22 protein-coding genes and 1 pseudogene are annotated in these 21,808 nt (G+C 56.7%); 15 read left to right on the top strand and 8 right to left on the bottom strand.

Translation table 11 applies throughout. The features are described 5' to 3' along the window. Positions 1-9: 9 nt before the first annotated feature. Both clpS and RS9916_RS12560 read left to right on the top strand, forming a co-directional pair. Positions 10-324: an ATP-dependent Clp protease adapter ClpS gene (gene clpS / locus RS9916_RS12565; protein WP_007099822.1), complete on the top strand. Its 315-nt coding sequence runs from the start codon at positions 10-12 to the stop codon at positions 322-324. Between the two features lie 107 nt (positions 325-431). Continuing rightward, positions 432-1,175: a CPBP family intramembrane glutamic endopeptidase gene (locus RS9916_RS12560; protein WP_007099821.1), complete on the top strand. Its 744-nt coding sequence runs from the start codon at positions 432-434 to the stop codon at positions 1,173-1,175. Here the strand turns inward: RS9916_RS12560 and RS9916_RS12555 are convergent. Continuing rightward, positions 1,139-2,746, bottom strand: coding sequence for a photosystem II high light acclimation radical SAM protein (locus tag RS9916_RS12555; protein ID WP_007099820.1), 1,608 nt, complete (start codon positions 2,744-2,746; stop codon positions 1,139-1,141). The two genes, RS9916_RS12560 and RS9916_RS12555, sit on opposite strands and share 37 nt — an antisense overlap. Positions 2,747-2,966: 220 nt before the next feature. Between RS9916_RS12555 and psbA (RS9916_RS12550) the strand changes: the two genes are divergently transcribed. Both psbA (RS9916_RS12550) and RS9916_RS14005 read left to right on the top strand, forming a co-directional pair. Further along, the gene (psbA, locus tag RS9916_RS12550; RefSeq protein ID WP_007098908.1) at positions 2,967-4,046 is read left to right on the top strand and encodes a photosystem II q(b) protein; all 1,080 of its coding nucleotides are present in this window, start codon (positions 2,967-2,969) and stop codon (positions 4,044-4,046) included. Positions 4,047-4,287: 241 nt separating this feature from the next. Further along, positions 4,288-4,656 carry a DUF2237 domain-containing protein gene (locus RS9916_RS14005; RefSeq protein WP_071961583.1) on the top strand — a complete coding sequence of 123 codons (369 nt, stop codon included), beginning with the start codon at positions 4,288-4,290 and terminating at the stop codon, positions 4,654-4,656. On the opposite strand, the gene RS9916_RS14000 is transcribed toward RS9916_RS14005, so the two are convergent. Beyond that, positions 4,653-4,976, bottom strand: a complete 324-nt coding sequence (locus tag RS9916_RS14000) for a Nif11-like leader peptide family natural product precursor (RefSeq protein WP_007099818.1) — start codon at positions 4,974-4,976, stop codon at positions 4,653-4,655. The genes RS9916_RS14005 and RS9916_RS14000 overlap by 4 nt on opposite strands. Before the next feature lie 333 nt (positions 4,977-5,309). On the opposite strand from RS9916_RS14000, the gene RS9916_RS12545 reads away from it, so the two are divergent. Then, complete coding sequence (locus RS9916_RS12545) at positions 5,310-6,338, top strand: helix-turn-helix domain-containing protein (protein ID WP_007099817.1); 1,029 nt, start codon at positions 5,310-5,312, stop codon at positions 6,336-6,338. After that, positions 6,338-7,288, top strand: coding sequence for a helix-turn-helix domain-containing protein (locus RS9916_RS13995; RefSeq protein WP_007099816.1), 951 nt, complete (start codon positions 6,338-6,340; stop codon positions 7,286-7,288). Before RS9916_RS12545 ends, RS9916_RS13995 begins: the two co-directional genes overlap by 1 nt. A gap of 315 nt (positions 7,289-7,603) precedes the next feature. On the opposite strand, the gene RS9916_RS14640 is transcribed toward RS9916_RS13995, so the two are convergent. Beyond that, positions 7,604-7,867: a hypothetical protein gene (locus RS9916_RS14640; RefSeq protein ID WP_007099815.1), complete on the bottom strand. Its 264-nt coding sequence runs from the start codon at positions 7,865-7,867 to the stop codon at positions 7,604-7,606. A 93-nt stretch (positions 7,868-7,960) separates the two neighbouring features. On the opposite strand from RS9916_RS14640, the gene RS9916_RS12535 reads away from it, so the two are divergent. From RS9916_RS12535 to aroC, 9 genes and pseudogenes are all read left to right on the top strand, one after another. Next, a complete protein-coding gene (locus RS9916_RS12535) occupies positions 7,961-9,202 on the top strand; it encodes a HEAT repeat domain-containing protein (RefSeq protein ID WP_007099814.1) in 1,242 nt (413 codons plus the stop codon). Next, positions 9,195-9,521, top strand: a pseudogene (locus RS9916_RS12530) (photosystem II q(b) protein); the annotation flags it as partial. The gene RS9916_RS12535 and the pseudogene RS9916_RS12530, both read left to right, overlap by 8 nt. A 126-nt stretch (positions 9,522-9,647) precedes the next feature. After that, positions 9,648-10,169 carry a hypothetical protein gene (locus RS9916_RS12525; protein WP_156777554.1) on the top strand — a complete coding sequence of 174 codons (522 nt, stop codon included), beginning with the start codon at positions 9,648-9,650 and terminating at the stop codon, positions 10,167-10,169. Continuing rightward, the gene (locus RS9916_RS12520; RefSeq protein ID WP_007099811.1) at positions 10,170-10,682 is read left to right on the top strand and encodes an FUSC family protein; all 513 of its coding nucleotides are present in this window, start codon (positions 10,170-10,172) and stop codon (positions 10,680-10,682) included. A 71-nt stretch (positions 10,683-10,753) separates the two neighbouring features. Beyond that, positions 10,754-12,283, top strand: a complete 1,530-nt coding sequence (locus tag RS9916_RS12515) for a bifunctional orotidine-5'-phosphate decarboxylase/orotate phosphoribosyltransferase (protein WP_038024641.1) — start codon at positions 10,754-10,756, stop codon at positions 12,281-12,283. 154 nt (positions 12,284-12,437) lie between these two features. Beyond that, positions 12,438-13,517 carry a photosystem II q(b) protein gene (gene psbA / locus RS9916_RS12510; protein WP_007098908.1) on the top strand — a complete coding sequence of 360 codons (1,080 nt, stop codon included), beginning with the start codon at positions 12,438-12,440 and terminating at the stop codon, positions 13,515-13,517. 108 nt (positions 13,518-13,625) lie between these two features. Continuing rightward, on the top strand, positions 13,626-14,402 hold the full coding sequence (locus tag RS9916_RS12505) for an SDR family NAD(P)-dependent oxidoreductase (protein WP_007099809.1): 777 nt from the start codon (positions 13,626-13,628) through the stop codon (positions 14,400-14,402). A gap of 281 nt (positions 14,403-14,683) precedes the next feature. Beyond that, positions 14,684-15,184 (top strand): cupin domain-containing protein, encoded by a 501-nt coding sequence (locus tag RS9916_RS12500; RefSeq protein ID WP_007099808.1) that lies wholly within the window; start codon positions 14,684-14,686, stop codon positions 15,182-15,184. Positions 15,185-15,245: 61 nt separating this feature from the next. Next, a complete protein-coding gene (gene aroC / locus RS9916_RS12495) occupies positions 15,246-16,334 on the top strand; it encodes a chorismate synthase (protein WP_007099807.1) in 1,089 nt (362 codons plus the stop codon). Positions 16,335-16,384: 50 nt separating this feature from the next. Here aroC and RS9916_RS12490 read toward each other — a convergent pair whose 3' ends face one another. From RS9916_RS12490 to psbO, 5 genes are all read right to left on the bottom strand, one after another. Beyond that, positions 16,385-17,047 (bottom strand): hypothetical protein, encoded by a 663-nt coding sequence (locus RS9916_RS12490; RefSeq protein WP_007099805.1) that lies wholly within the window; start codon positions 17,045-17,047, stop codon positions 16,385-16,387. A 39-nt stretch (positions 17,048-17,086) separates the two neighbouring features. Then, positions 17,087-17,764 (bottom strand): bifunctional 4-hydroxy-2-oxoglutarate aldolase/2-dehydro-3-deoxy-phosphogluconate aldolase, encoded by a 678-nt coding sequence (locus tag RS9916_RS12485; protein WP_007099804.1) that lies wholly within the window; start codon positions 17,762-17,764, stop codon positions 17,087-17,089. Further along, entirely contained in the window at positions 17,748-19,595 is a 1,848-nt protein-coding gene (gene ftsH, locus RS9916_RS12480; RefSeq protein WP_007099803.1) for an ATP-dependent zinc metalloprotease FtsH, read from the bottom strand. The genes RS9916_RS12485 and ftsH overlap by 17 nt, the downstream gene beginning before the upstream one ends. Before the next feature lie 47 nt (positions 19,596-19,642). Then, entirely contained in the window at positions 19,643-20,803 is a 1,161-nt protein-coding gene (gene sat, locus RS9916_RS12475; protein ID WP_007099802.1) for a sulfate adenylyltransferase, read from the bottom strand. Between the two features lie 98 nt (positions 20,804-20,901). Beyond that, positions 20,902-21,723 (bottom strand): photosystem II manganese-stabilizing polypeptide, encoded by an 822-nt coding sequence (gene psbO / locus RS9916_RS12470; RefSeq protein WP_007099801.1) that lies wholly within the window; start codon positions 21,721-21,723, stop codon positions 20,902-20,904. Positions 21,724-21,808 lie beyond the last annotated feature (85 nt).

The raw sequence follows: 21,808 nt of genomic DNA, 5'->3' as shown, positions 1-21,808 counted from the left end.
GAGTCGGCTATGGCGGTGAACACCACGAGCCCAGGCCCAGGTGGGGCTGCCGTTCTCGACAAGCAAACCGAACGGGTCCGCAAGCGGTCACCCCGCTACAAGGTGCTCCTGCACAACGATCCGGTGAACAGCATGGAATATGTGGTGAGCACCCTTCAGCAGGTGGTTCCCCAGCTGAGTGAGCAGGATGCGATGGCCGTGATGCTCGAAGCCCACAACTCAGGTGTCGGTCTGGTGATCGTCTGCGACCTCGAACCGGCTGAGTTCTACTGCGAAACCCTCAAGGCCAAGGGACTGACCAGCACGCTGGAGCCAGAGAGCTGAGCAGCCCTCGTTTTCATCCAGCTTGGACCAGCTGGCTCGGCCAACGCTGGCGCTGGATTCCCACCATCACTCTGATCCCACTGCTCTACGGACTGGGCTGGCTGGTGATGCAACCGGTGGCGCGCCTAATTCCAACCCTGCCCACCGCCAGCCGGGACCTGCTGGGCACCGTGATCAGTTTTGTGCTGTTCCTGGTCGTGCTGCCGAGCTGGGTCCGCATCCGCTGGAGCACCCGTCACCCCTGGAAGCAACTGGGACTGCAGCGATCCAACGATGCGCCGGCCAAGCGTTTGGGGTTGATCTTTGGCCTGACGTCTGCCGCCGGCCTGCTGCTGCTGATCAGCCTGATCAGCTTCGCTGGACGCTGGGCCTACTGGCTTGGGGATACCGGTCCAGGACAGTGGTTGAACGCACTGTTGCTCTGCTTCGGCGTGGGCCTGGCCGAGGAACTGCTGTTTCGCGGATGGCTCTGGGGAGAATTGACGCTGCTGATCGGTGCGCGTCGTGCCGTGCCGGCCCAGGCTCTGATTTTCAGCCTGGTGCACACCCGCTTCAACCTGGGGGTCTGGCCCATGCTCGGGCTCCTGCTCGGCCTCTTCCTGCTAGGAATGGCACTGGCCACCCGTCGGCGCCTCGACCAGGGATCGCTGTGGGGGTGCGTCGGACTGCACGGCGGCCTGGTTGGAGGCTGGTTTGTGCTGCAGGCAGGACTGCTGCAGTGGTCACCACAAGCCCCGCTCTGGTTGGTCGGCCCAGGGGGTAATCCCCTTGGGGGGCTGGTGGGAATCCTGGCGATGGGACTGCTGTTAGGCGTTCAGCTCACAGCGTTGGCGAGGGCAGCGCGTCCCTGAACAGGCGCGCGCAGGGCTTGCTCGAGAGGGGCTTTGCCGTAATCCCTCTCGAGCAGGTCAATCACAGTGCGACCGAAGTTGCTGGGATCACGGTCAAAGGCTTCCAAACAAATCCGACCAAAGGTGCTGCCCATGGGCTCCGGATTCCAGAGCAGCTTGCGGGCTGTCCAGGGCATCATGCTCATCGGGTTGTAGCCCGGCTTGATTAGGCCCTGATCGAAGCCGTATTGCTCAAGGTGGGTGTGCGGCTGCAGGCCGATGAAAAAGATGGCGGGTTCAACCCGATCGGCACCAAAGATCCGCTCCATCTCACGGTGATACGCCACGGTCTGTCGGATCGTCTCCGGACGCTCGTCAATCACGTTGAAAGAGTAGTTGACCGACACGTGATCACGAAAACCGGCGGCAGCCAACATGCGGCAGCTCTCGAGCACGGTGCGCAGGTTGTAACCCATGCGCATTTTGCGCACGAGCTCCTGGGAGCCTGAGGTGATGCCGATCTCGAAATAGCTCATGCCGGTTTCCACCATCAGCTGAGCCAATTCGGGATCCAGATTGTCGGCACGGATATAGGCAGCCCAGCGAATCCCTGTCAGCCCTTCCGCCTTGACCGCCCGCAGAAGCTCCTTGGCATCCTCGATGTAACGCCGCGCCGGAATGAACTGGGCATCGGTGAACCAGAAGCCCCGAACTCCCCGGTCATACAGCTGACGCATCTCCTTCACGACCTCAGCCACTGGGTTGAGGCGCACCTGCTTGCCCTCCACCACGGTATAGACGCAGTAGCAACAGTTATGGGGGCAACCTCGTTTGGTCTGCACGCCCACGTAGAAATCACCACCTTCCAGATACCAATTCAGCTGGGGCCAGATCGAGGCGATGTAGTCGTAATCGCAAGCCGTTTTTGGGCGACTCTCCGGCTGCTCATGGATCAAACCAGGACGTGGAGACTCACCCACCACAAAGCAACGCTCCTGAGCCAGCGAACCTCCTGAGAGCAATTTCTCAAGCAGAGGCTCCCCTTCACCCAGCGAGACGATCGTGCCCTTGGGCAACGAGCGGCCGAGCTGCTCATAGAACACGCTCACGGCACCACCGCCCAAGACGGCACGAGCATCCGGGTGATGCCGCCTGGCCATCTGCAACCCCTGACTGACCAAGCGCTGATTGCGCCAAAGCTCGCCGTAGTGGCTGGTCATCAAACGCAGGCCGCCGAGGGCACCCCGCAAACGCTTTAGCGGATTGCGGGCATAAAACACCTCAAACGAGTTCTGAAGCGGATTGCCACCGCGTCCGTCGACGGGCGCATAAATCTGAATATCGCGCCACGAAAACACCAACAACGTGGGGCGGAACTGATCGACCACGGTGCGAAGCACCCGCTCCACATCCAGAACGGGCAGTGCAGCCAGGTCAAGAATCCGTTGCGGCAACCCTGGAAAACACTTGTGCAGATGGTCGGCCAGGTAGATGGGGCCGATCGGGAAGATCGGATTGCAAGGGAGGCGTACCAGCAGGACGCGCTCGCCTGCAGCGGGCGCTGATGCTGAAGACGACGAAGCGGAAACCATGCAGCGGGTCGCGGCGTCTCAGCAGCGGCTCAAACAGGAATCGACGCTAACAATCGCTGGCACCTCACAGCGACGACCGAGCCGGAGAGGCGCTTTTCACCCCTTGCGTGGGCGAGATCTCATTTGCGTTACAACGCTCAATCTTCCGTTACAGTGCAAGACGGCAGGGCTTCCTGCCCTTCCGTAACCCGTCTCTTCGGAGACCTTCTTTTCCGTTCTCATGACCACCACCATTCAGCAGCGCTCCGGCGCCACTGGCTGGCAGCAGTTCTGCGAGTGGGTCACCTCCACCAACAACCGCCTCTATGTGGGCTGGTTCGGTGTGCTGATGATCCCCACCCTGCTGGCCGCCACCACCTGCTTCATCGTTGCGTTCATCGCAGCTCCCCCCGTCGACATCGACGGCATCCGTGAGCCCGTCGCCGGCTCCCTGATCTACGGCAACAACATCATCTCCGGTGCTGTTGTTCCTTCCTCCAACGCCATCGGCCTGCACTTCTATCCCATCTGGGAAGCTGCTTCTCTCGATGAGTGGCTGTACAACGGCGGTCCTTACCAGCTGGTTGTCTTCCACTTCCTGATCGGCATCTTCTGCTACATGGGTCGCGAGTGGGAACTCTCCTACCGCCTCGGCATGCGTCCTTGGATCTGCGTTGCTTACAGCGCACCCGTGGCCGCTGCTTCTGCAGTCTTCCTGGTCTACCCCTTCGGTCAGGGTTCCTTCTCTGACGGCATGCCCCTGGGCATCTCTGGCACCTTCAACTTCATGCTGGTGTTCCAGGCCGAGCACAACATCCTGATGCACCCCTTCCACATGCTGGGTGTGGCTGGTGTTTTCGGTGGCAGCCTGTTCTCCGCCATGCACGGCTCCCTGGTGACCTCCTCCCTGGTGCGTGAAACCACCGAGAGCGAATCCCAGAACTACGGCTACAAGTTCGGCCAAGAGGAAGAGACCTACAACATCGTGGCTGCCCACGGTTACTTCGGTCGCCTGATCTTCCAATACGCGTCCTTCAACAACAGCCGCAGCCTTCACTTCTTCCTGGCTGCCTGGCCTGTCGTTGGCATCTGGTTCACTGCCCTGGGCGTCAGCACCATGGCGTTCAACCTCAACGGTTTCAACTTCAACCAGTCCATCCTTGATGGTCAGGGCCGCGTCCTGAACACCTGGGCTGATGTGCTGAACCGCGCCAACCTCGGCATGGAAGTGATGCACGAGCGCAACGCTCACAACTTCCCCCTCGACCTGGCTGCTGCTGAGTCCACTCCTGTGGCTCTGCAAGCTCCCGCCATCGGTTGATCTGGAATCAACAAACGATTCAGGTCAACTGAATCGGAAAGCCCCCTCCGCAAGGTGGGGGCTTTTTGTTGCTTAAACGCCTCCGAAGAAGTCGATTAGCGCTTGCCTGCTGCACATGCAGCGATGCGTTAGTGCAGTGCTAAGTTGTGCTGTGAGTGGTTATACAGATTGAAGAAATCGCTCGAGCCGACTTATCACTAGGAATGCTTAACCGAGAAGCAAATCGCACGATTGCTTGAATATGGAGCTAATTAATGTCTTAGGAGAGACGCTCCGACCATGCGGCTGTCGGACAATGGCGGGCTGGTACCAAGACGGATTTTGCAGAACAGATGATTCAGACATTGGTCAACATGCAATTTGCAGCGTCATGACCGAAGGCTTCCTGACATACACCTTTGCGCAAGGGAATAATCTTATTGATCCAAATCCGATATTTCAGTTTGACGGATTAAAAGCTGGCGACCATTGGTGTTTGTGCGTCTCTCGCTGGAAGGAGGCAAGGAATGATTGCATGGCACCTCCAGTGATTCTTGAATCTACTCATGTCTCAACGCTACGGGCGATTTCTCTGGAGATCCTGCAAGGCCATGCTTATTCAAGAGGCTAGTATCGAGCTCCTGATCTAAAATCGCCCTCTTCCTCTTTTAAATTTGAAGAGCTACATGTTGTTTGAGCGTAATGAATGAGATTCTTGTAACCTGCTGGTATAAGCCCTGGGCACAATTCTCCTACGATGATTGCCTGAGGACAGAAATAAACACCTTTCCAGCGGTTGATGAACCGACCTTTGATTTCATCTGAAAAGCTAAATCCATTTTTGGCGGCATAGTCAATAATTTCCTCTGGTCCAAGCTCCTTTAACCCATTCCTAAACGCCTCGTCAGAAAGCCCTCTGTCGATAAACGCATGCAATTCGGATTTTGACACCTGAATTAAAGCCTCTGCCTCTTCTACCGCTTTTCATGCTTAAACGAGGACAAGAAATACAGTATTACAATTAATAGGAATGCAATACCGCACTTATGAATTGCGACCTGGCACAATGACCCATTCCGCTTTGACTTGTAACACGAGACTCTGCAGGCAGGCAGTCAATTAACAAGAAATTATATCAAGAAATGCTTAGCTCCTGGCGCAAGCACAGCGTCGTGATCGGAGCGCCCCCTTTAGGGAAATACATAAATCTTGTTGCTGAAGCTAAACTGGCTAAAATTAAATAATAGTTTTTGCTGAGGTGCCACACTTTCAGCGAACATCAGCATGAGATCAAAAAAGGCAAAAGAATATATTTTTAGCGATTTATTGGGCATGGAGGAGTACTGCAAGAGTCACTATGCTGAATATTACTCCAAGTCTAATTTCTCTTGCAATGTCACCCAGTTAACCAAAGGCGAGCTTTTGACAAGCTCGATTTGTGCGCCAATTAATCATGTGCATCTTGAGATCTTTAAGTCAAACCAGACTCTTCTCTACGAAGAGGATGCCAATCAGAATTCGGTTGCATTTTGCTGGATCAACGATCCGAACGGCGTTTCTAAAAGTAACACAATTATTGGTGGCCACAAAATGCGGGAATTCAGCATCGCTGGATTTAATCGCTTGAATAAAACTGGCGGCAATACATGGGACATTGTTGGTGCCAACACTGTCTTGTGTTGCATGAGTCTGAAGTGGGATAAGTTGAAAGAGCAAATAGATAAGATGAATGCCTACAACGCATATGCCAGACTTGAGGAGTGTATTGGCATTGATTCAGAAGCTACATCAAGCTCTCAGTTAAAAGCACTTTTTGAAAAGCATTTTAAGCAGGGTGTTAAATGCAGTCAAAGTTTCTATGACCTAGCAATCGCAACATTAGAAGAATCGCCAGAGATTGAAAATCTGTGTACGGTTAGGTCTGACAAAACTGATTTGATTGAGGACTTGGTCAAGCTCCTTCATGAGGACCGTCCGGGATTACCCCCTTTGACCATTTCTCAAATTACTAAATACCTTAATTCAGACGCAAAATCACTGAGAGAGTCTTGTCGAGCTAGTTTTGACATGAGCATTCTTGGTCTTATCAAGAGTATCAGGCTAGAACAAGTAAAAAAATCATATTTAAATCCACATGTTCCCAAGGGATTGCGTATATTTACAATGAAGCAGAATGCCCTGTATTACGGCTTTAACAACTGGAACACATTTTGCAAGCTTTACTTTGCAACATTTGGCGAAAGCCCAGAAGAAACTATTGATAAGGCTGGGAGTGTATCGGTTTTGGTTTCTGATCTTATGCGGTATAGATAATGATAAAACTCTCTCTCTCTTATAAAGATCCCCTTCATTTGTCAGAAACCCTTGCTGAGTTAGGTCAGCAGACAAGAATCACACAATTAGATCGTGGTGAAGGGACCTACTCCATGAGCCATGCAATCGCATCAGGTGTCTCAATTGCTGAAATCAAGGCTTCAAAAACCCTTCTTTATGAAGGCTGGGGTACGGATTGGTCAATTGATTTTAATTGGATTACGCCGTTGAAAAGCTCTGCTGATCCTCTTGGTTATTGTGAAGGTTATGAGATGCGTTCCAATAGTATTGGAGGTCTTAATACTCTTAATTCCACGACTGCAAGCTCTTGGGGTAAATATTCAGAATTTTGTTCATCTACGGCATGCATGCTTGATAAAGCTCTTTTAATTGATTCATTAAAAGCTTGTAATGCCCAAGTCGCTCTAGATAATCTCACCAACAAGCGAGGGCTTGATGTGGATCATCCCGCTGCCTTGCAACTTAGAAAGTTGGCAAGAAAAGATATGCACCAAGGGATTGTCAATGCTACGAAGTACTATGACCTGATCACTTGTTGTTTAGAAGAAGGAACAGTAAGGCGATATAGGAAAGCCGAGTTAAGAAATCAAGGCTTGCTGTCTGAAATCGTACATCTTTCTCATAGCTATGATGCTATGAAATCGCCAATGTCATTGACTGATGTTTGTAAGCATTTAGGCGCTAGCCAAGCCTCCCTCTACAGAGTTTGTCAGGAATATTTTGGTATGGGAATCATGGAGATGATGATGCAGGTCAGGTTAGAAGAGTCTCGGAGAGCTTTGTTGATGCAAGGCAATCATTCACAATCCCATGAATCCACTATCCGTGCAGTTGCAATACGCTATGGCTTTAAGCATGCAGGTCGTTTCGCGCGAAGGTATTTCACAAGTTTTGGTGAGCTTCCCAGTCAAACTATCCAAGCCTCGTAGTTTATCGATGTTGATCCTTGGAATCATGATTTTGTTTGGTGTTGGGGAGTAGGCCATTCACGGTCAGCCTTTGATGGATCGATGACTCAGGAGTTCGGGATTGCTGCATGGGGTAAGTATTTTTACTTACCTGGCTATTGCGCTTTGTAAAGCAGGGCGAGGTGCCTATCCACTTCTTATCAGAAGAAGTAAAATGGGTTCAACCTGGGAGTTGATCCCTTTGGCTCATCGTCGTCTCGTCTTGGTATGAAAAGGGTGACCTTTGAGCTTAGTGATGAGCTCCACAAGAAACTAAAGCTTCTTTGTTATACAGAATCAGTTTCTATAGGTCATATTCTTCGTGAGTGCGTGGTCGATTTTTGTGCCAAGCATGATGCTCATTTGATTGAGATAATCGATAAGCGAGTTAAGTAGTCGCCTAAGTTCGGGGCTGCTTGATTCTGCCAGCATTACGTTGGCATTGAGTAGCTTGGCTTGTTCGGAGGTGTAGCGATGAGCGCAGTTGTGAGTCGGCGCAGTTGTGCGGTTCTTGTTTTTGCTTTTTCTCTTTTTGGGAAATTTTAGTTTGTGGATGTTCATATCATGGGTCTGATGGTTTGCTTTTATGAGTTGCTTTTTTTCTGATATTCAGGTGGCATTTTTGTTAGCTTTAGGTTTGGATAGCGTTGGCAAATGGCTGAGCGTTTTGATGTTTTGGTCGAAGGCATTTCTGAAGCCGAAGCGCTCTCGCTATTGTTCGCAAAAACTGCTGATGTGCCACGCCCCTCAGATCGTTATTTTGCTGCTACTCGCTTAGGCTTGTGTTCTAGTGGCGCGACACTTGATGCACTTATTCGCGCAACATATGAGCTTAAAATTGACGAGCTGTTTGATAGAATAACACGACGTAAGGCGATTGAAGCTTTAGGGCGTAGGAAAGATGCCAAGGCTGTTTCTGCTCTCGTTGATGTTTTGGGCTGCACCGATACTGAGGCTGTAATTAATGCGATCTCTGCATTAATCAGAATTGGATGGTCTCCATCCCAGGTGGAGCATGATCAACTCTTGCGCCTGCTTGACGGTGAGGATGTAACTCAGTCTCGAGCTGTTATTCAAGCCTTTGGAAGACTGTCGATTAAGAGCGCAGCGTCTAAATCTCGAATCAGGGAGCTCTGCGATCATGAAAGTGCCTTGGTCTCTGGTGCTGCTCGATCTTGCCTTTCTAAGTTGTACGGAGAAAAACATCTGATGCAGCCGTTGCTATCACAGTTAACGGATCTCGTTGCAGGTAAACGGCGTTCAGCAGTTATCGACATTGGGGACTCTGGCGATCACAGCCTTCTGTTTGACTTGGTTAGGGCACCAGTTTCAATGTCGTTAAGAGCGAAGAGTTTTTTGCAGGTTGACGAAGATGGTCACCTGCTGAAGACAGAGAAATATCAAAAGCTTTTTAAGCGCCTTTTGTTAGACGATCCGTTGCTCCTGGATCTCGATGATGAATGGAAGTGTACGCTAAATCCAGAGGATATTGAGCGAAATCTGAGCCATCGTGATGAGGCTCGTCAGTATGGAGCTGCGGCAAGTTTGATGCAGATAGATCGCCGTGAATGCCTTGAATTAATTGACAGTATGCAAGAACGTTTATGGTCAGACTACGTCACGCATTACTACTTGACTTGTGTTATTGGCTTGCGCGCTCTTCACGAGAAAAGCTATCTGGTTCGATCTGCTTTGGCCGAAACTACGCCTCAGTACACAAAATCCAGGATTGCTGCTGCTTGGGCGTGCGTTGAGTTGCAGCTTGATGATCAGCTGGAACTGCTTTATGAGTTATCCAACTCATCGCCTTGGTTTCCTCTGCGGTGGGCTTGTCAACAGGCATTTGCTCAGTTGGTGGATCAGCAGCAAACTTCTGATGACCTTGCCCTACGGTGACTTCGGTCGCCTGATCTTCCAATACGCCTCCTTCAACAACAGCCGCAGCCTTCACTTCTTCCTGGCTGCCTGGCCTGTCGTTGGCATCTGGTTCACTGCCCTGGGCGTCAGCACCATGGCGTTCAACCTCAACGGTTTCAACTTCAACCAGTCCATCCTTGATGGTCAGGGCCGCGTCCTGAACACCTGGGCTGATGTGCTGAACCGCGCCAACCTCGGCATGGAAGTGATGCACGAGCGCAACGCTCACAACTTCCCCCTCGACCTGGCTGCTGCTGAGTCCACTCCTGTGGCTCTGCAAGCTCCCGCCATCGGTTGATCGAGACAGCCTGAGGCTGAAGTCTCCAAAAGATTCAGCTTCGGTTGAATCGGAAAGCCCCCTCCGCAAGGTGGGGGCTTTTTGTTATGCGGCGATCGATACACGGCCACGATGAAGGCCGCAGCGATGCACCGACCTGAAGGCGGCCATGGCCTCTGGGACCTTCCTTCACTGCTGGACTTTGCCAGGCCCTCCCATGCCGCCTGGGCTGATGTGGTGCGTGGAGCTGGCATCACCACCCTGCTGGGCTGGATCGCTCTAACCCTGAATGCCCCCCGGGCCCTGCTGCCCCTCACCCTGGGGTCGGTGTTCACGGCAATCGCCGAAACCGGCCAGGGACGCGAGCATCCCTGGCGCACGATGACCTGGACCACCAGCTGGCTCACACTCGCCACTGGATTCGGGGCCGCTGTTGGTGAAAACGCGCCACTGGCCGTTCTCGCCAGTGGCGCCATGGACTTGATCTGCGCCTCTGCAGCAACCCACCACACGCGAACGGCTGTCACCAGCCTGCTCACGTTGGTGGTGTTCACGATTTACGTGGGCTATCCCGGCCCGATGGTCTCGGCTCTGCACGACATGGGGCTGATTCTGCTGGGGAGATTGCTTCAAACCATTGGCTGCGCAGTGGTTCTTGCCTGCCAATAGGTGAAGCATGAACGCCTGCGCAGCCCTCCGCTCTGGACTGATCTGAAGGCCTTCAATCCGTCAGACGTGCACGTGCGTCATGGCATTCGACTGGCCATGAGCCTCATGGTTGCAACAGCCATCTCGGAATCGACAGGCTGGCCCCATCAGTACTGGCTGCCCATGTCGGTGGCCTGGATGAGCAGAGCCCAGCTGCCCAGCACCTGCAATCGTGTGGCCCATCGCTTGCATGGCACCCTCCTGGGACTGGGGTTCATCGAACTGGTGGTGCGGTGGAGCAACCCACAAGGAGCGGACTGGTTACCGCTCTCTCTCCTGGGAGCAGGACTGTTGATCGCCTACGTCTGGGTGCACTACGCCACAGCTGTCGTTGGTGTGACCATCTGGATCGTCGCCGCTTTTGCCCTGGTGGGAGATCCGGTGGCCAACAGCATCAGCAACCGCATGATCGACACCACCATCGCCGCCACAATCGTGCTTCTGGCGGTATGGATCGACGCGCGCGCCAATTGATTCATTTCTTGGATGGAATGGGACATGAGCTCGAGCAAGCGCGCAATCTGATGAGACCCACAGCGAGGGCCATGGGATTCTTCACGGCACTCACCGAGGCCATGACTAGCCGTCAGTCGCTCCTGGTCACCGGCCTTGATCCCAACCCGGAAATGCTGCGCAACTGGGCATCCCCGAGAGGCCTAGGCGGGAGCTCACTGCTGAGTCAGGCCCGGTCGTGGTGCAAATCAGTCATTGAAGCCACGGAGGATCACGTTTGCGCCTACAAGCCCAGCCTTGGCTTCTATCAAGCCATGGGATCGGCGGGGGTTGAACTTCTGATGGAGGTGCGCGAACTGCTCCCTCCCGATCTACCTCTGATCATCGACATCAAGCACGGTGACCTGAACAGCTCCAGCGCCATTGCGGCCTACCTGTTCAAAACCCTGCAGGCAGACGCTGTCACTCTCAATCCGCTGGCCGGCCAAGACATCGCTGCCCCGTTTCTGCTCTACCCGGGAAAGGGAGTGGTGATCAATTGCCACAGCTCCAATCCCGCTGCACGGGTGCTGCAACATCACCCCGATGAGGACCGACCTCTGTATCTGCAGCTGGTGAAAGAAAGCCAGAGCTGGGGCACCCCGGATCAACTGCTCTTGGAGGTTGGCACGAGTGACCCCACAATCCTGGAGCGGGTTCGCCAGGCCGCTCCAGAACGGTTTGTCATGCTCCGCTCGCTCTGGGGAGAAGAAGGCAACCTGCAACGCCTTCTGGCCAGCGGCCTCAACCAAGCCGGGGATGGACTTCTGCTGCCTCTACCCCAAAGCCTCCTCAATGACAGCGATATCAACGGCCAAACCAAGGCGCTCAAACAGAGGATCAACCAGATACGGGAAGACCACCTGCGCCATCAGCAACAACCGGACGCGCCTTCCGATCAATGCAGGATCTGGCCCCATGCCGAGCAAACCCCACCTGCGTTAGCGGATTCCAACCGCTCCGCAGTCACCACCAGCATCGACCCAGAACTGCGGGAGCTGGTGATTGATCTGTTCGACATCCGCTGTCTGCTGTTCGGCGAGTTCAAGCAAGCCAGTGGGGCAATCTTCAATTACTACGTGGATCTTCGCCAGATCATTTCCGATCCAGCGCTCTTCCACCGGGTTCTCGACTGCTACGCCCAGGTGCTGCGACCGCTGAGCTTCGATCGCATCGCCGGCATCCCCTATGGCTCCTTACCAACCGCCACCGGTCTGTCACTGCAGCTGCACAAACCGCTGATCTACCCACGCAAGGAAGTCAAAGCCCATGGCACCAGGCGACTCGTCGAAGGTGAGTTCAACGAAGGAGAAACCGTTGCGGTGGTCGACGACATCCTGATCACCGGGGGCAGCGTGCTGGAAGGGATCGCCAAACTCAAAGACTCTGGCCTGAGTGTGAAGGATGTGGTGGTGTTTCTCGACCATGGCGGCCGTGATGACACCCGCGCCAAGAAACGACTGGAAGACCAGGGTCTTCACCTCCAAGCGGTGCTGACGCTGGACACCATCGGCGATGTGCTCGAAGCGGCTGGACGGATCAGCCCCGAGCAAGCCCAAGAACTGCGCACCTCCCAGCACTGATCAGCGGGGCTGATCAGTGAAATCAGCAGGGCTGACCGCCAACAAGCGGACAAGTTGTACACATTGCGCAAAACGCCTTTACATTTGTTTAGTCGGATTATCCGACCTTCCTTATTTGCCATCGGGCGCAAGCCCAACGGCGTTTTCCGTTCTCATGACCACCACCATTCAGCAGCGCTCCGGCGCCACTGGCTGGCAGCAGTTCTGCGAGTGGGTCACCTCCACCAACAACCGCCTCTATGTGGGCTGGTTCGGTGTGCTGATGATCCCCACCCTGCTGGCCGCCACCACCTGCTTCATCGTTGCGTTCATCGCAGCTCCCCCCGTCGACATCGACGGCATCCGTGAGCCCGTCGCCGGCTCCCTGATCTACGGCAACAACATCATCTCCGGTGCTGTTGTTCCTTCCTCCAACGCCATCGGCCTGCACTTCTATCCCATCTGGGAAGCTGCTTCTCTCGATGAGTGGCTGTACAACGGCGGTCCTTACCAGCTGGTTGTCTTCCACTTCCTGATCGGCATCTTCTGCTACATGGGTCGCGAGTGGGAACTCTCCTACCGCCTCGGCATGCGTCCTTGGATCTGCGTTGCTTACAGCGCACCCGTGGCCGCTGCTTCTGCAGTCTTCCTGGTCTACCCCTTCGGTCAGGGTTCCTTCTCTGACGGCATGCCCCTGGGCATCTCTGGCACCTTCAACTTCATGCTGGTGTTCCAGGCCGAGCACAACATCCTGATGCACCCCTTCCACATGCTGGGTGTGGCTGGTGTTTTCGGTGGCAGCCTGTTCTCCGCCATGCACGGCTCCCTGGTGACCTCCTCCCTGGTGCGTGAAACCACCGAGAGCGAGTCCCAGAACTACGGCTACAAGTTCGGCCAAGAGGAAGAGACCTACAACATCGTGGCTGCCCACGGTTACTTCGGTCGCCTGATCTTCCAATACGCCTCCTTCAACAACAGCCGCAGCCTTCACTTCTTCCTGGCTGCCTGGCCTGTCGTTGGCATCTGGTTCACTGCCCTGGGCGTCAGCACCATGGCGTTCAACCTCAACGGTTTCAACTTCAACCAGTCCATCCTTGATGGTCAGGGCCGCGTCCTGAATACCTGGGCTGATGTGCTGAACCGCGCCAACCTCGGCATGGAAGTGATGCACGAGCGCAACGCTCACAACTTCCCCCTCGACCTGGCTGCTGCTGAGTCCACTCCTGTGGCTCTGCAAGCTCCCGCCATCGGTTGATCTGGAATCAACAAACGATTCAGGTCAACTGAATCGGAAAGCCCCCTCCGCAAGGTGGGGGCTTTTTGTTGTGCGGCGTGGCTAAGCCGGAAGAGGTGGCCAGCCTTCATGAAAACGATCGATCTCAGTGGTGGACTGGTGCTGGTCACCGGTGGAGCCGGTGCCATTGGCCGTGCAATCGCCATCGATGCAGCAGCAGCTGGCGCCGCTGTCGCGGTCTGCGACAGCAACCAGGAGGCTGCAGAAACAGTGGCCGCCGCGATCCGCTGCCAAGGAGGTGTTGCGGTTGCCTTCCCCATCGATGTGCGCAACCGCGACGACGTCGTTGCAACCACCGAACAGGCCGTGGAGCAGTTGGGATGCTTGCGCGGCCTGGTCACGGCGGCCGGCATCCTGCACACCGGGCCGCTCGCTGAACAAAACAGCAGCGATTGGCAGGAGTTGATGGCCGTCAATGTGAACGGAACCCTTCATGCCGTCCAAGCGGCGATTCCCCATCTCACGGCAAGCCGAGGAGCGATTGTCACCCTGGGCAGCGTGTCGGCCTTCATCGGCTCCAGTGACGGCGGGGCCTACACCACATCCAAAGGTGCCGTCTTGAGTTTCACCTACGCCGCTGCCGGTGAACTCGCCAGTCGCGGCATCCGGGTGAACAACGTCGCCCCTGGCTGGGTCGATGGTGGCTTCACCCATCAGGCCCTGAGGGCCTGCCCCGAACCCGAGGCCTTACGGGCAAAAGCCAAGCGTCTGCATCCCCTCGGGCGCATGGCCATGCCCGCCGATGTGGCCCATGCCGTGACCTGGTTGCTCTCGGATCAGGCGGGGTTCATCACCGGATCCATGCTGCTGGTGGATGGGGGATTCATGGTGCAACACAACGCCTAACGCCACCTCGACAGGCACAAACCAAAAAAAACAAAACGGGGCGAAAACCACTTCAGCCCTGTGGTCATGGTGAGCGAACCATTCCGGCATCCATGGCCATGACCACGGCTCCACATCGGTCCCACCCACGCAGACCGCAATCAGTGGATCGCAAACGGGCCCGAGCTGCGGATCTCAAAGGCGATCCTGCCAAGGCCCTGGCTACTGCAGAGAGCAAACACGGCTAATCACCAGACCCTCCAAAAGGGGCTACAAGAAGACAGGTTGATGGGAGCAAGAGCATGACCAACGCCAAGGCTCCCGGAGCAAACGAGCACAGTGCCCAGGCTGTGATCGACGGTTTGATCAAGGAATGGCAGATGCAGCCCCATCCCGAAGGGGGCTGGTACCGCGAAATGCACCGCAGTTCTGAGAGCGTTACGCGCAGCGATGGTGCCCAGCGATCGGGCTTCACCACCATCCTGTTCCTGCTCGAACGCGGCTCCATCAGTCGATGGCACCAGGTGCGCCATGCCGATGAAGTGTGGATCCACCTTCAGGGTTCTCCATTGAGCCTCTGGGATCTGCCTGAGCACGGAGGGACAGCGACCCACAAGATGCTTTCCCTGCAACAGCCCATTCAGGTCATCCCGGCCAATCACTGGCAAGCGGCAACACCGGAAGGCCCCTACTGCCTGGTGAGCTGCTGCGTCGGCCCAGGATTCGACTTCGACGATTTCACGATGCTGCACAACCTCCCGCAGGAGGACTGGCCCTCAGGGGCACGCCCCGAGCTGGTCTGACACAAGGTGCTAGGGCGACAGCGCAGACGAGTCATTACGCTCGACGGATCAGGAGAGCGGCATGGGTAGCAGCTTCGGCGATCTGTTTCGGATCAGCACCTTCGGCGAATCCCACGGTGGTGGGGTCGGCGTGATCGTGGATGGCTGCCCCCCCCGCCTAGCGCTCGATCTCAATGCCATTCAGGCCGAGCTCGACCGGCGCAAACCCGGCCAGAGCAAGATCACCACTCCACGCAAAGAAGCGGATCAGGTGGAAATTCTCAGCGGTCTGCTCGATGGCGAAACGCTGGGCACACCGATCGCGATGGTGGTGCGCAATAAGGATCAGCGCCCACAGGACTACAAGGAAATGGAGGTGGCCTTCCGCCCCTCCCATGCCGATGCCACCTACCAGGTGAAATACGGGATCCAAGCCCGCAGCGGTGGTGGCCGTGCGTCGGCTCGCGAGACCATCGGCCGTGTCGCCGCCGGTGCGATCGCCAAGCAGCTGCTGAAGAAGGTGGCGGGCACGGAAGTGATCGCCTGGGTCAAGCGCATCCACGACCTGGAAGCCGTGATCGACCCCAGCACGGTGTCGAGCGAAGCGGTGGAGGCGAATATCGTGCGCTGCCCGGATCAGCCGATGGCGGACCGCATGATCGAGCGGATCGAGGCGATTGGCCGCGATGGTGATTCCTGCGGCGGCGTGATCGAATGCGTGGTGCGCCGTCCGCCCGTCGGCCTGGGCATGCCGGTCTTCGACAAGCTCGAGGCGGATCTGGCCAAAGCAGTGATGTCGCTGCCGGCCACCAAGGGGTTTGAGATCGGCTCCGGCTTCGCAGGCACCTTCCTGAAAGGGAGCGAACACAACGATGCATTCCTACCGAGTGAAGACGGTCGCCTTCGCACCGTCACCAACAACTCCGGTGGGATCCAGGGCGGCATCAGTAACGGCGAATCGATCGTGATTCGCGTGGCCTTCAAGCCCACCGCCACGATCCGCAAAGAGCAGCAGACCATTAACGCCGCAGGCGAAGCCACCACCCTGGCGGCCAAGGGGCGTCATGACCCCTGCGTGTTGCCACGCGCTGTGCCGATGGTGGAGGCGATGGTGAATCTGGTGCTCGCCGACCACCTCCTACGCCAGCAGGGTCAGTGCAGCCTCTGGTGAGTCGCACCAGGCCGCACTGACCAATCCCCACAGAAACCCGCCAAGCGGTATCAGCTCCGAGCCGGTGAGCTGATACCGCTCGCTGACAGCGACGATCCACTGCTCAGTCGGCCTGCGGCTTTGGCCATGCGCTTGGCGACCGATGTGGTGCCACTGCCCGTGGTGGTTTTGCGGGCTCGCTTCGCTGGCCTGGGCTTGCGAGCTGCGGTGCTGGTTGTTGTTGCCGACGTGGCAGCTGCCTTGCGCACCGTCTTGGCGGGCTTGGCAGCAGCTTTCGGCTTGGCGGCCTTCGGTTTAGCGGTGGTCTTCGCAGCAGCGGTGGTCTTTGCTGAGGCAGCCGTCTTCGCTTTCGCCGCAGTCTTGGCTGGTGCAGCAGCCTTGGCGGTGCGCTTGCGAGCAGCCGATTTCGCCGGTGCCGCGGTTGCCGCCTTCTGCCGATGACTCAGCACCATCGCCCACTCAGCGTCGCTAAGCGTGGATGGCTTACTGCCATGGGCATTGGCCAGCTTGGCCGCCTTCTCAATGTCTTTGATCAGATTGGTCCACGACGTTGAGAAACGCTTGTCGGATTGGGAGCGAGCCCCACTTTCCACCAGGGTCTCCACCACACCTGCAGCGGTGACCTTCTTACGGCGGCGATTGAAAATCTCTTTTTGCAGCTGAGCGATCAAGGCATCAGCCTTATCGGACAGCTTGATCGACAACTGAGACATCGAAGCAACAATATCTATCTCATCTGTAGCATCTGATTCTCAAGATAACCACGCTAAGAGGTGGGGATCGAGTTCATCACCTCGAATCACACCCCGACCAAGAGCCACAGCGTGATAACCGGCTGACAGCCAAGGATCCAGATCCGCAGCGCCAAGACCGCCAGCCGCAATCACAAGCGGAAGAGGCTCCATCGGCGCCGATAACTGGCGCAAATAGTCGATCCCCAATGTTCCGGCGGGGAACAGTTTCACCAGTTCGCATCCCGCTTTTGCGGCCTGCAGAAACTCTGAGGGGGAGAAGACTCCAGGGACCAGCAACTGGCCATGGCGACGCGCCATGGCCAGTAACTCGAGATCGAGGCAAGGCGACATGGCGTAGGCCAAGTCGAGCTCAAGAGTGCTTCGCAACGCCACCTCGCTGGTGATCGACGCAACCCCGAGATGCAGACCTGGATAACGGACTTTGAGTTCCCGCATCAAGACCAGCCATCGGGGATGGGCAGACCAGGCAATCTCGAGGTGAATAACACCCGCTGCCGTGAGTTGATCGATCAGCCGAAGCAAGGGAGCCTGCTCCAACAACGGCGCTGAACAATCGGCTTGGGAGGGACGCAACACCACCAGCAAAGGGTGGCTGCGCAGTGAGTCGATCAGCTGCCGCTGGCATGACCGCCAGCGGCTCTGACCATCAAGAGCTGAGTCAGACGTACTCGGCAACGCGCACGTCGCGGCGAATCAACAACTCTTGCAGCTCTTCAGCATCGACGGTTTCCCGCTCGACCAGCATTTCTGCCAGTTCGTCGAGCACGGCCTGGTTGTCAACCAGCACCTTGGTGGCCCGCTTGTAGGCAGCATCCACCAGTTCAGACACCTCGGAATCGATGGTGGCTGCCGTGTCTTCAGAGAAATCGCGCTCTGCAGCAATATCGCGACCAAGGAACATGCCGCCCTGAGCACGACCCAGAGCCACAGGGCCCAGGGTGTCGCTCATGCCGAAGCGGGTCACCATCTGGCGGGCGACTTGCGCCACCTGCTGCAGATCGTTGGATGCACCCGTTGTGACTTCGTCTTCTCCGTAAATGATCTCCTCGGCGACACGACCGCCAAGGGCAACCGCCATCTGGCTCTGGAGATAGGAACGGGAGTAGAGACCAGATTCCATCCGCTCTTCGCTCGGGGTGAAGAACGTCAATCCACCTGCATTCCCGCGGGGGATGATCGAAATTTTCTGCACCGCGTCGTAATCAGGCATCACGGCACCGACCAAGGCGTGACCAGCCTCGTGATAAGCCACCAAACGCTTGCGGCGCTCAGTCATCACGCGGTCTTTCTTCTCGGGACCAACCATGATGCGCTCAATGGCATCGCTGATCTCGTCATTGCTCACCTCAGTGAGTTGACGACGGGCCGCAAGGATGGCGGCTTCGTTCAGCAGGTTGGCGAGGTCGGCACCGGTGTAGCCAGGGGTACGGCGAGCCACTTTGTCGAGGTCGACGTCTTTGGCAAGCGTTTTGCTTCTGGCATGAACACCAAGAATCTGGAGACGACCGGCGTAATCAGGACGGTCGACGGTGACCTGGCGATCAAAACGACCGGGGCGCATCAATGCAGCGTCAAGAACATCAGGCCTGTTGGTGGCCGCGATGATGATGATTCCGGTGTTGCCCTCGAAGCCATCCATTTCGGTGAGCAGCTGGTTGAGGGTCTGCTCGCGCTCGTCATTGCCGCCGCCAAGACCGGCGCCGCGCTGACGGCCCACCGCATCAATTTCGTCGATGAAAACGATGCAAGGCGCGTTCTTTTTGGCCTGCTCGAAGAGATCACGGACGCGGCTTGCACCAACGCCCACGAACATTTCAACGAACTCCGAACCGGAAATCGAGAAGAAGGGAACCCCTGCTTCGCCAGCGACCGCCTTGGCCAGCAAAGTTTTACCAGTGCCAGGAGGGCCCACAAGGAGACAACCCTTGGGAATCTTGGCACCAACAGCGGTGAAACGATCGGGGTTCTTGAGGAAGTCGACCACTTCGGTCAGCTCGAGCTTGGCGCCCTCGATCCCAGCCACATCACCAAAGGTGACCTGGGTGGAAGGCTCCATCTGAACCCGGGCTTTGCTCTTGCCGAAATTCATGGCAGGGTTCCCACCACCACCGCCTTGGGAACGGCGGAAGAGGAAGAACAGGCCACCAAGAAGGAGGAGGGGGAACACCAGACTCCCCGCTGCCTGTTGCCACGCGCCAGCCTGACGGGTCGGCTGCACTGCGATATCGACGTCGTGGTCGGTGAGCAGCTTCAACAGATCCTTATCAGGGGCGAGATTCACCTCAGCGCGACGCCCATCGTTTTCGACGATCACAGCCGATCCCCGATCGGGGGAAATGGTCACGCGACTGACTTGGTCCTCCTGAACCGCCTCAACGAAATCGCTGTAGCGGAGGGTTCGTGCAGCAGTCGCTGGGTCAGGCCTGTCAAGGAAGGCCGTACCCACAGCGATCACAACGACCACCAGAAGGACGTAAAGGCCGACGTTGCGCCAACGCTTGTTCAAGGTTCTCTTGCCTCTGATGAAGGAATGTTAATAGAGATCCTCAGGGATCAGGCGGCGCGAAGCACGTCGACCACGCTCTTGAAGGCGAACCATTCGGGAATCTCCTCACCACTGCGCAGCATCTTGCGGAACTGGGTGCCGCTCAGCTTCTTGACGTGCAGCCCACGGGTCTCGGCATGCTCCGCGGTGACGTAGCCCTCCTCCTCGGTGTAAACGAGGTTGAGCGAAGGAACCGTCTCCATCGAGAGCTCAGGCGCACACTCCTTGGCGAAGTTCTGCGCGTCGTAAGGGCCATAAAAATCGTCACCGGTGAGGGACGACTTACACCCGGCCATGTCGCGGCCGATGATGAAGTGGGTGCAGCCGTAGTTGCGGCGAATGATCATGTGCTGAAGCGCCTCGCGGGGTCCAGCCATGTGCATGGCATAGGGCAGATAGGCCCAGCGAATCCGTTCGTTGTTCACCTCTTCCGCCAAGCGTTCGTAGGTCTGGAAACGCACGGTGCCGGGGATGTCGTCCTGCTGGGTGGGACCACAGGTGGGGTGCACCAGCACCACGGCGTTCTCGCTCACGTTCTGGGCATGCAGAGCACGGGTGAACAGCTCGTAGTGGGCGCGGTGAATCGGGTTGCGGCACTGGAATGCCACCACGTCTTCACCGTTGGGGAGACCTGCACGCACTTCAGCAGGGGTCTTGCAAGGGAACACACGCTTGGGCAGCTCCAAGCCCTGGATCAGACCACCGAGATAGAAGCGCTTGCGCTCCATGGTGATCATGCGAACCGCAGGGTGCTCAATGGAGGTGGTGCCGTAGCAGCCTTTGGCCTCCACCACTTTGTTGGGCTCCCACTTGTCCTCAACGGTGAGCACCGCCAGATCCTGGCCCTTGTAGGTGAGCAGCACATTGTCGCCAACAGCAACGTCGTCGCTATCGGTGTCCATCACGATCGGCAGACCGAACAGATAACCCGAGGTGGTGCGATGGCCGGCCACGACGGCGTCGTAATCGGCCTGATGCATGAAGCCACGCTCGGGGGAAAAACCACCCACCACAAGCAGCTCCACATCGCAAGCATTGCGATCGGAGCACTCGAGTGTTTTGGTCGCTGAGGCCTTGATCGCGGCCTTCTCCGCATCCGGGGCCATCAGATCCACCAGGGTTCCGCCATAAGGGGCGATCACGCCGTTCGGCGCGGAGCTGACAGTCATGGCTGACCTGCGGAGAGAAACCGGGAGATTCTCCCAGACGGCATTAAAAAAGGGGGCCTTGGTGGCCCCCCTTCGGAGTTGGCTGCACGGGCCGAGGATCAAGCCTCTTCAAGACGGCCGTAGAGATCACCGCTGATCTTGATGTCAACCACTTCACGGCCACCCATGTCGGAGTCGGAAGGCTGAATCGCAGAGAACACACCAGCGAACTCTCCGGTTTCAGGATCAACCTTGGTGATGGACAGGCTCATCTGGCCAACGCCGTCGATGTAGCGCTTGGTGTTGTCCTTCTCGAGGCCTTCCTCATCGCCACCCAACGCAACCAGACCCTGGGCGTACTGCACGCCGGTGGTCAACGCACGACCCTTGGGGTCGATGAAGTTGCTGGTGCGGTAGCTGGGGGTGCGGTAGGTGCCCTCAAAGTCGGTGCTGGTGGTGATTGCAGCACCATCAGCAGAAGCATTCAGGCTCTTGCTGGAGAAGGTGAAGGGGAACTCCTCACCACCGGGCACCAGGACAGTGATGGGCTGGAAATCAATGCCGCCCTTCTCTTCGAAGGTGATGCCGCTGTCGCTCACGGTCAGGTCGCCATAGACCTCGTCGAGGCTCGAGGTGAAGCGGGTGAGGATCTTGCCCTCAACAAATTGGGCTTCCTGACGCTTGTTAGAAGGCTCACCCTTCGCGAATACACGAGTGGGGTGCATACAGATGCCCTTGAGCTCATAGGAGCCGCCGGGCGTGAGGCTGATCGAGCCACGGGCCGACTCAGCAAGCACCGGGCAATCGTTGGCTTTGCCGGTGTTGCGAATGTCGTCGTAGGTGATGTTGGAACGCTCCACCGCATCGGCACCACCGCTGCAGGCGGTCACCACGGTGAGACAGAAAGCCAGCACCAGGGCCAGCAGGGGACGGATGCTCATGGAATAAAGCCGAATGGCAGAACGGAGACGGGATCCACCGATAAGGCGGATCTTACAAGGGGAAAACCAGCGTTCCGGTTAGCCT

This window comes from Synechococcus sp. RS9916, from assembly GCF_000153825.1.
Lineage (GTDB): Bacteria > Cyanobacteriota > Cyanobacteriia > PCC-6307 > Cyanobiaceae > Synechococcus_C.
This window is presented reverse-complemented; position numbering and strand designations above follow the sequence as displayed.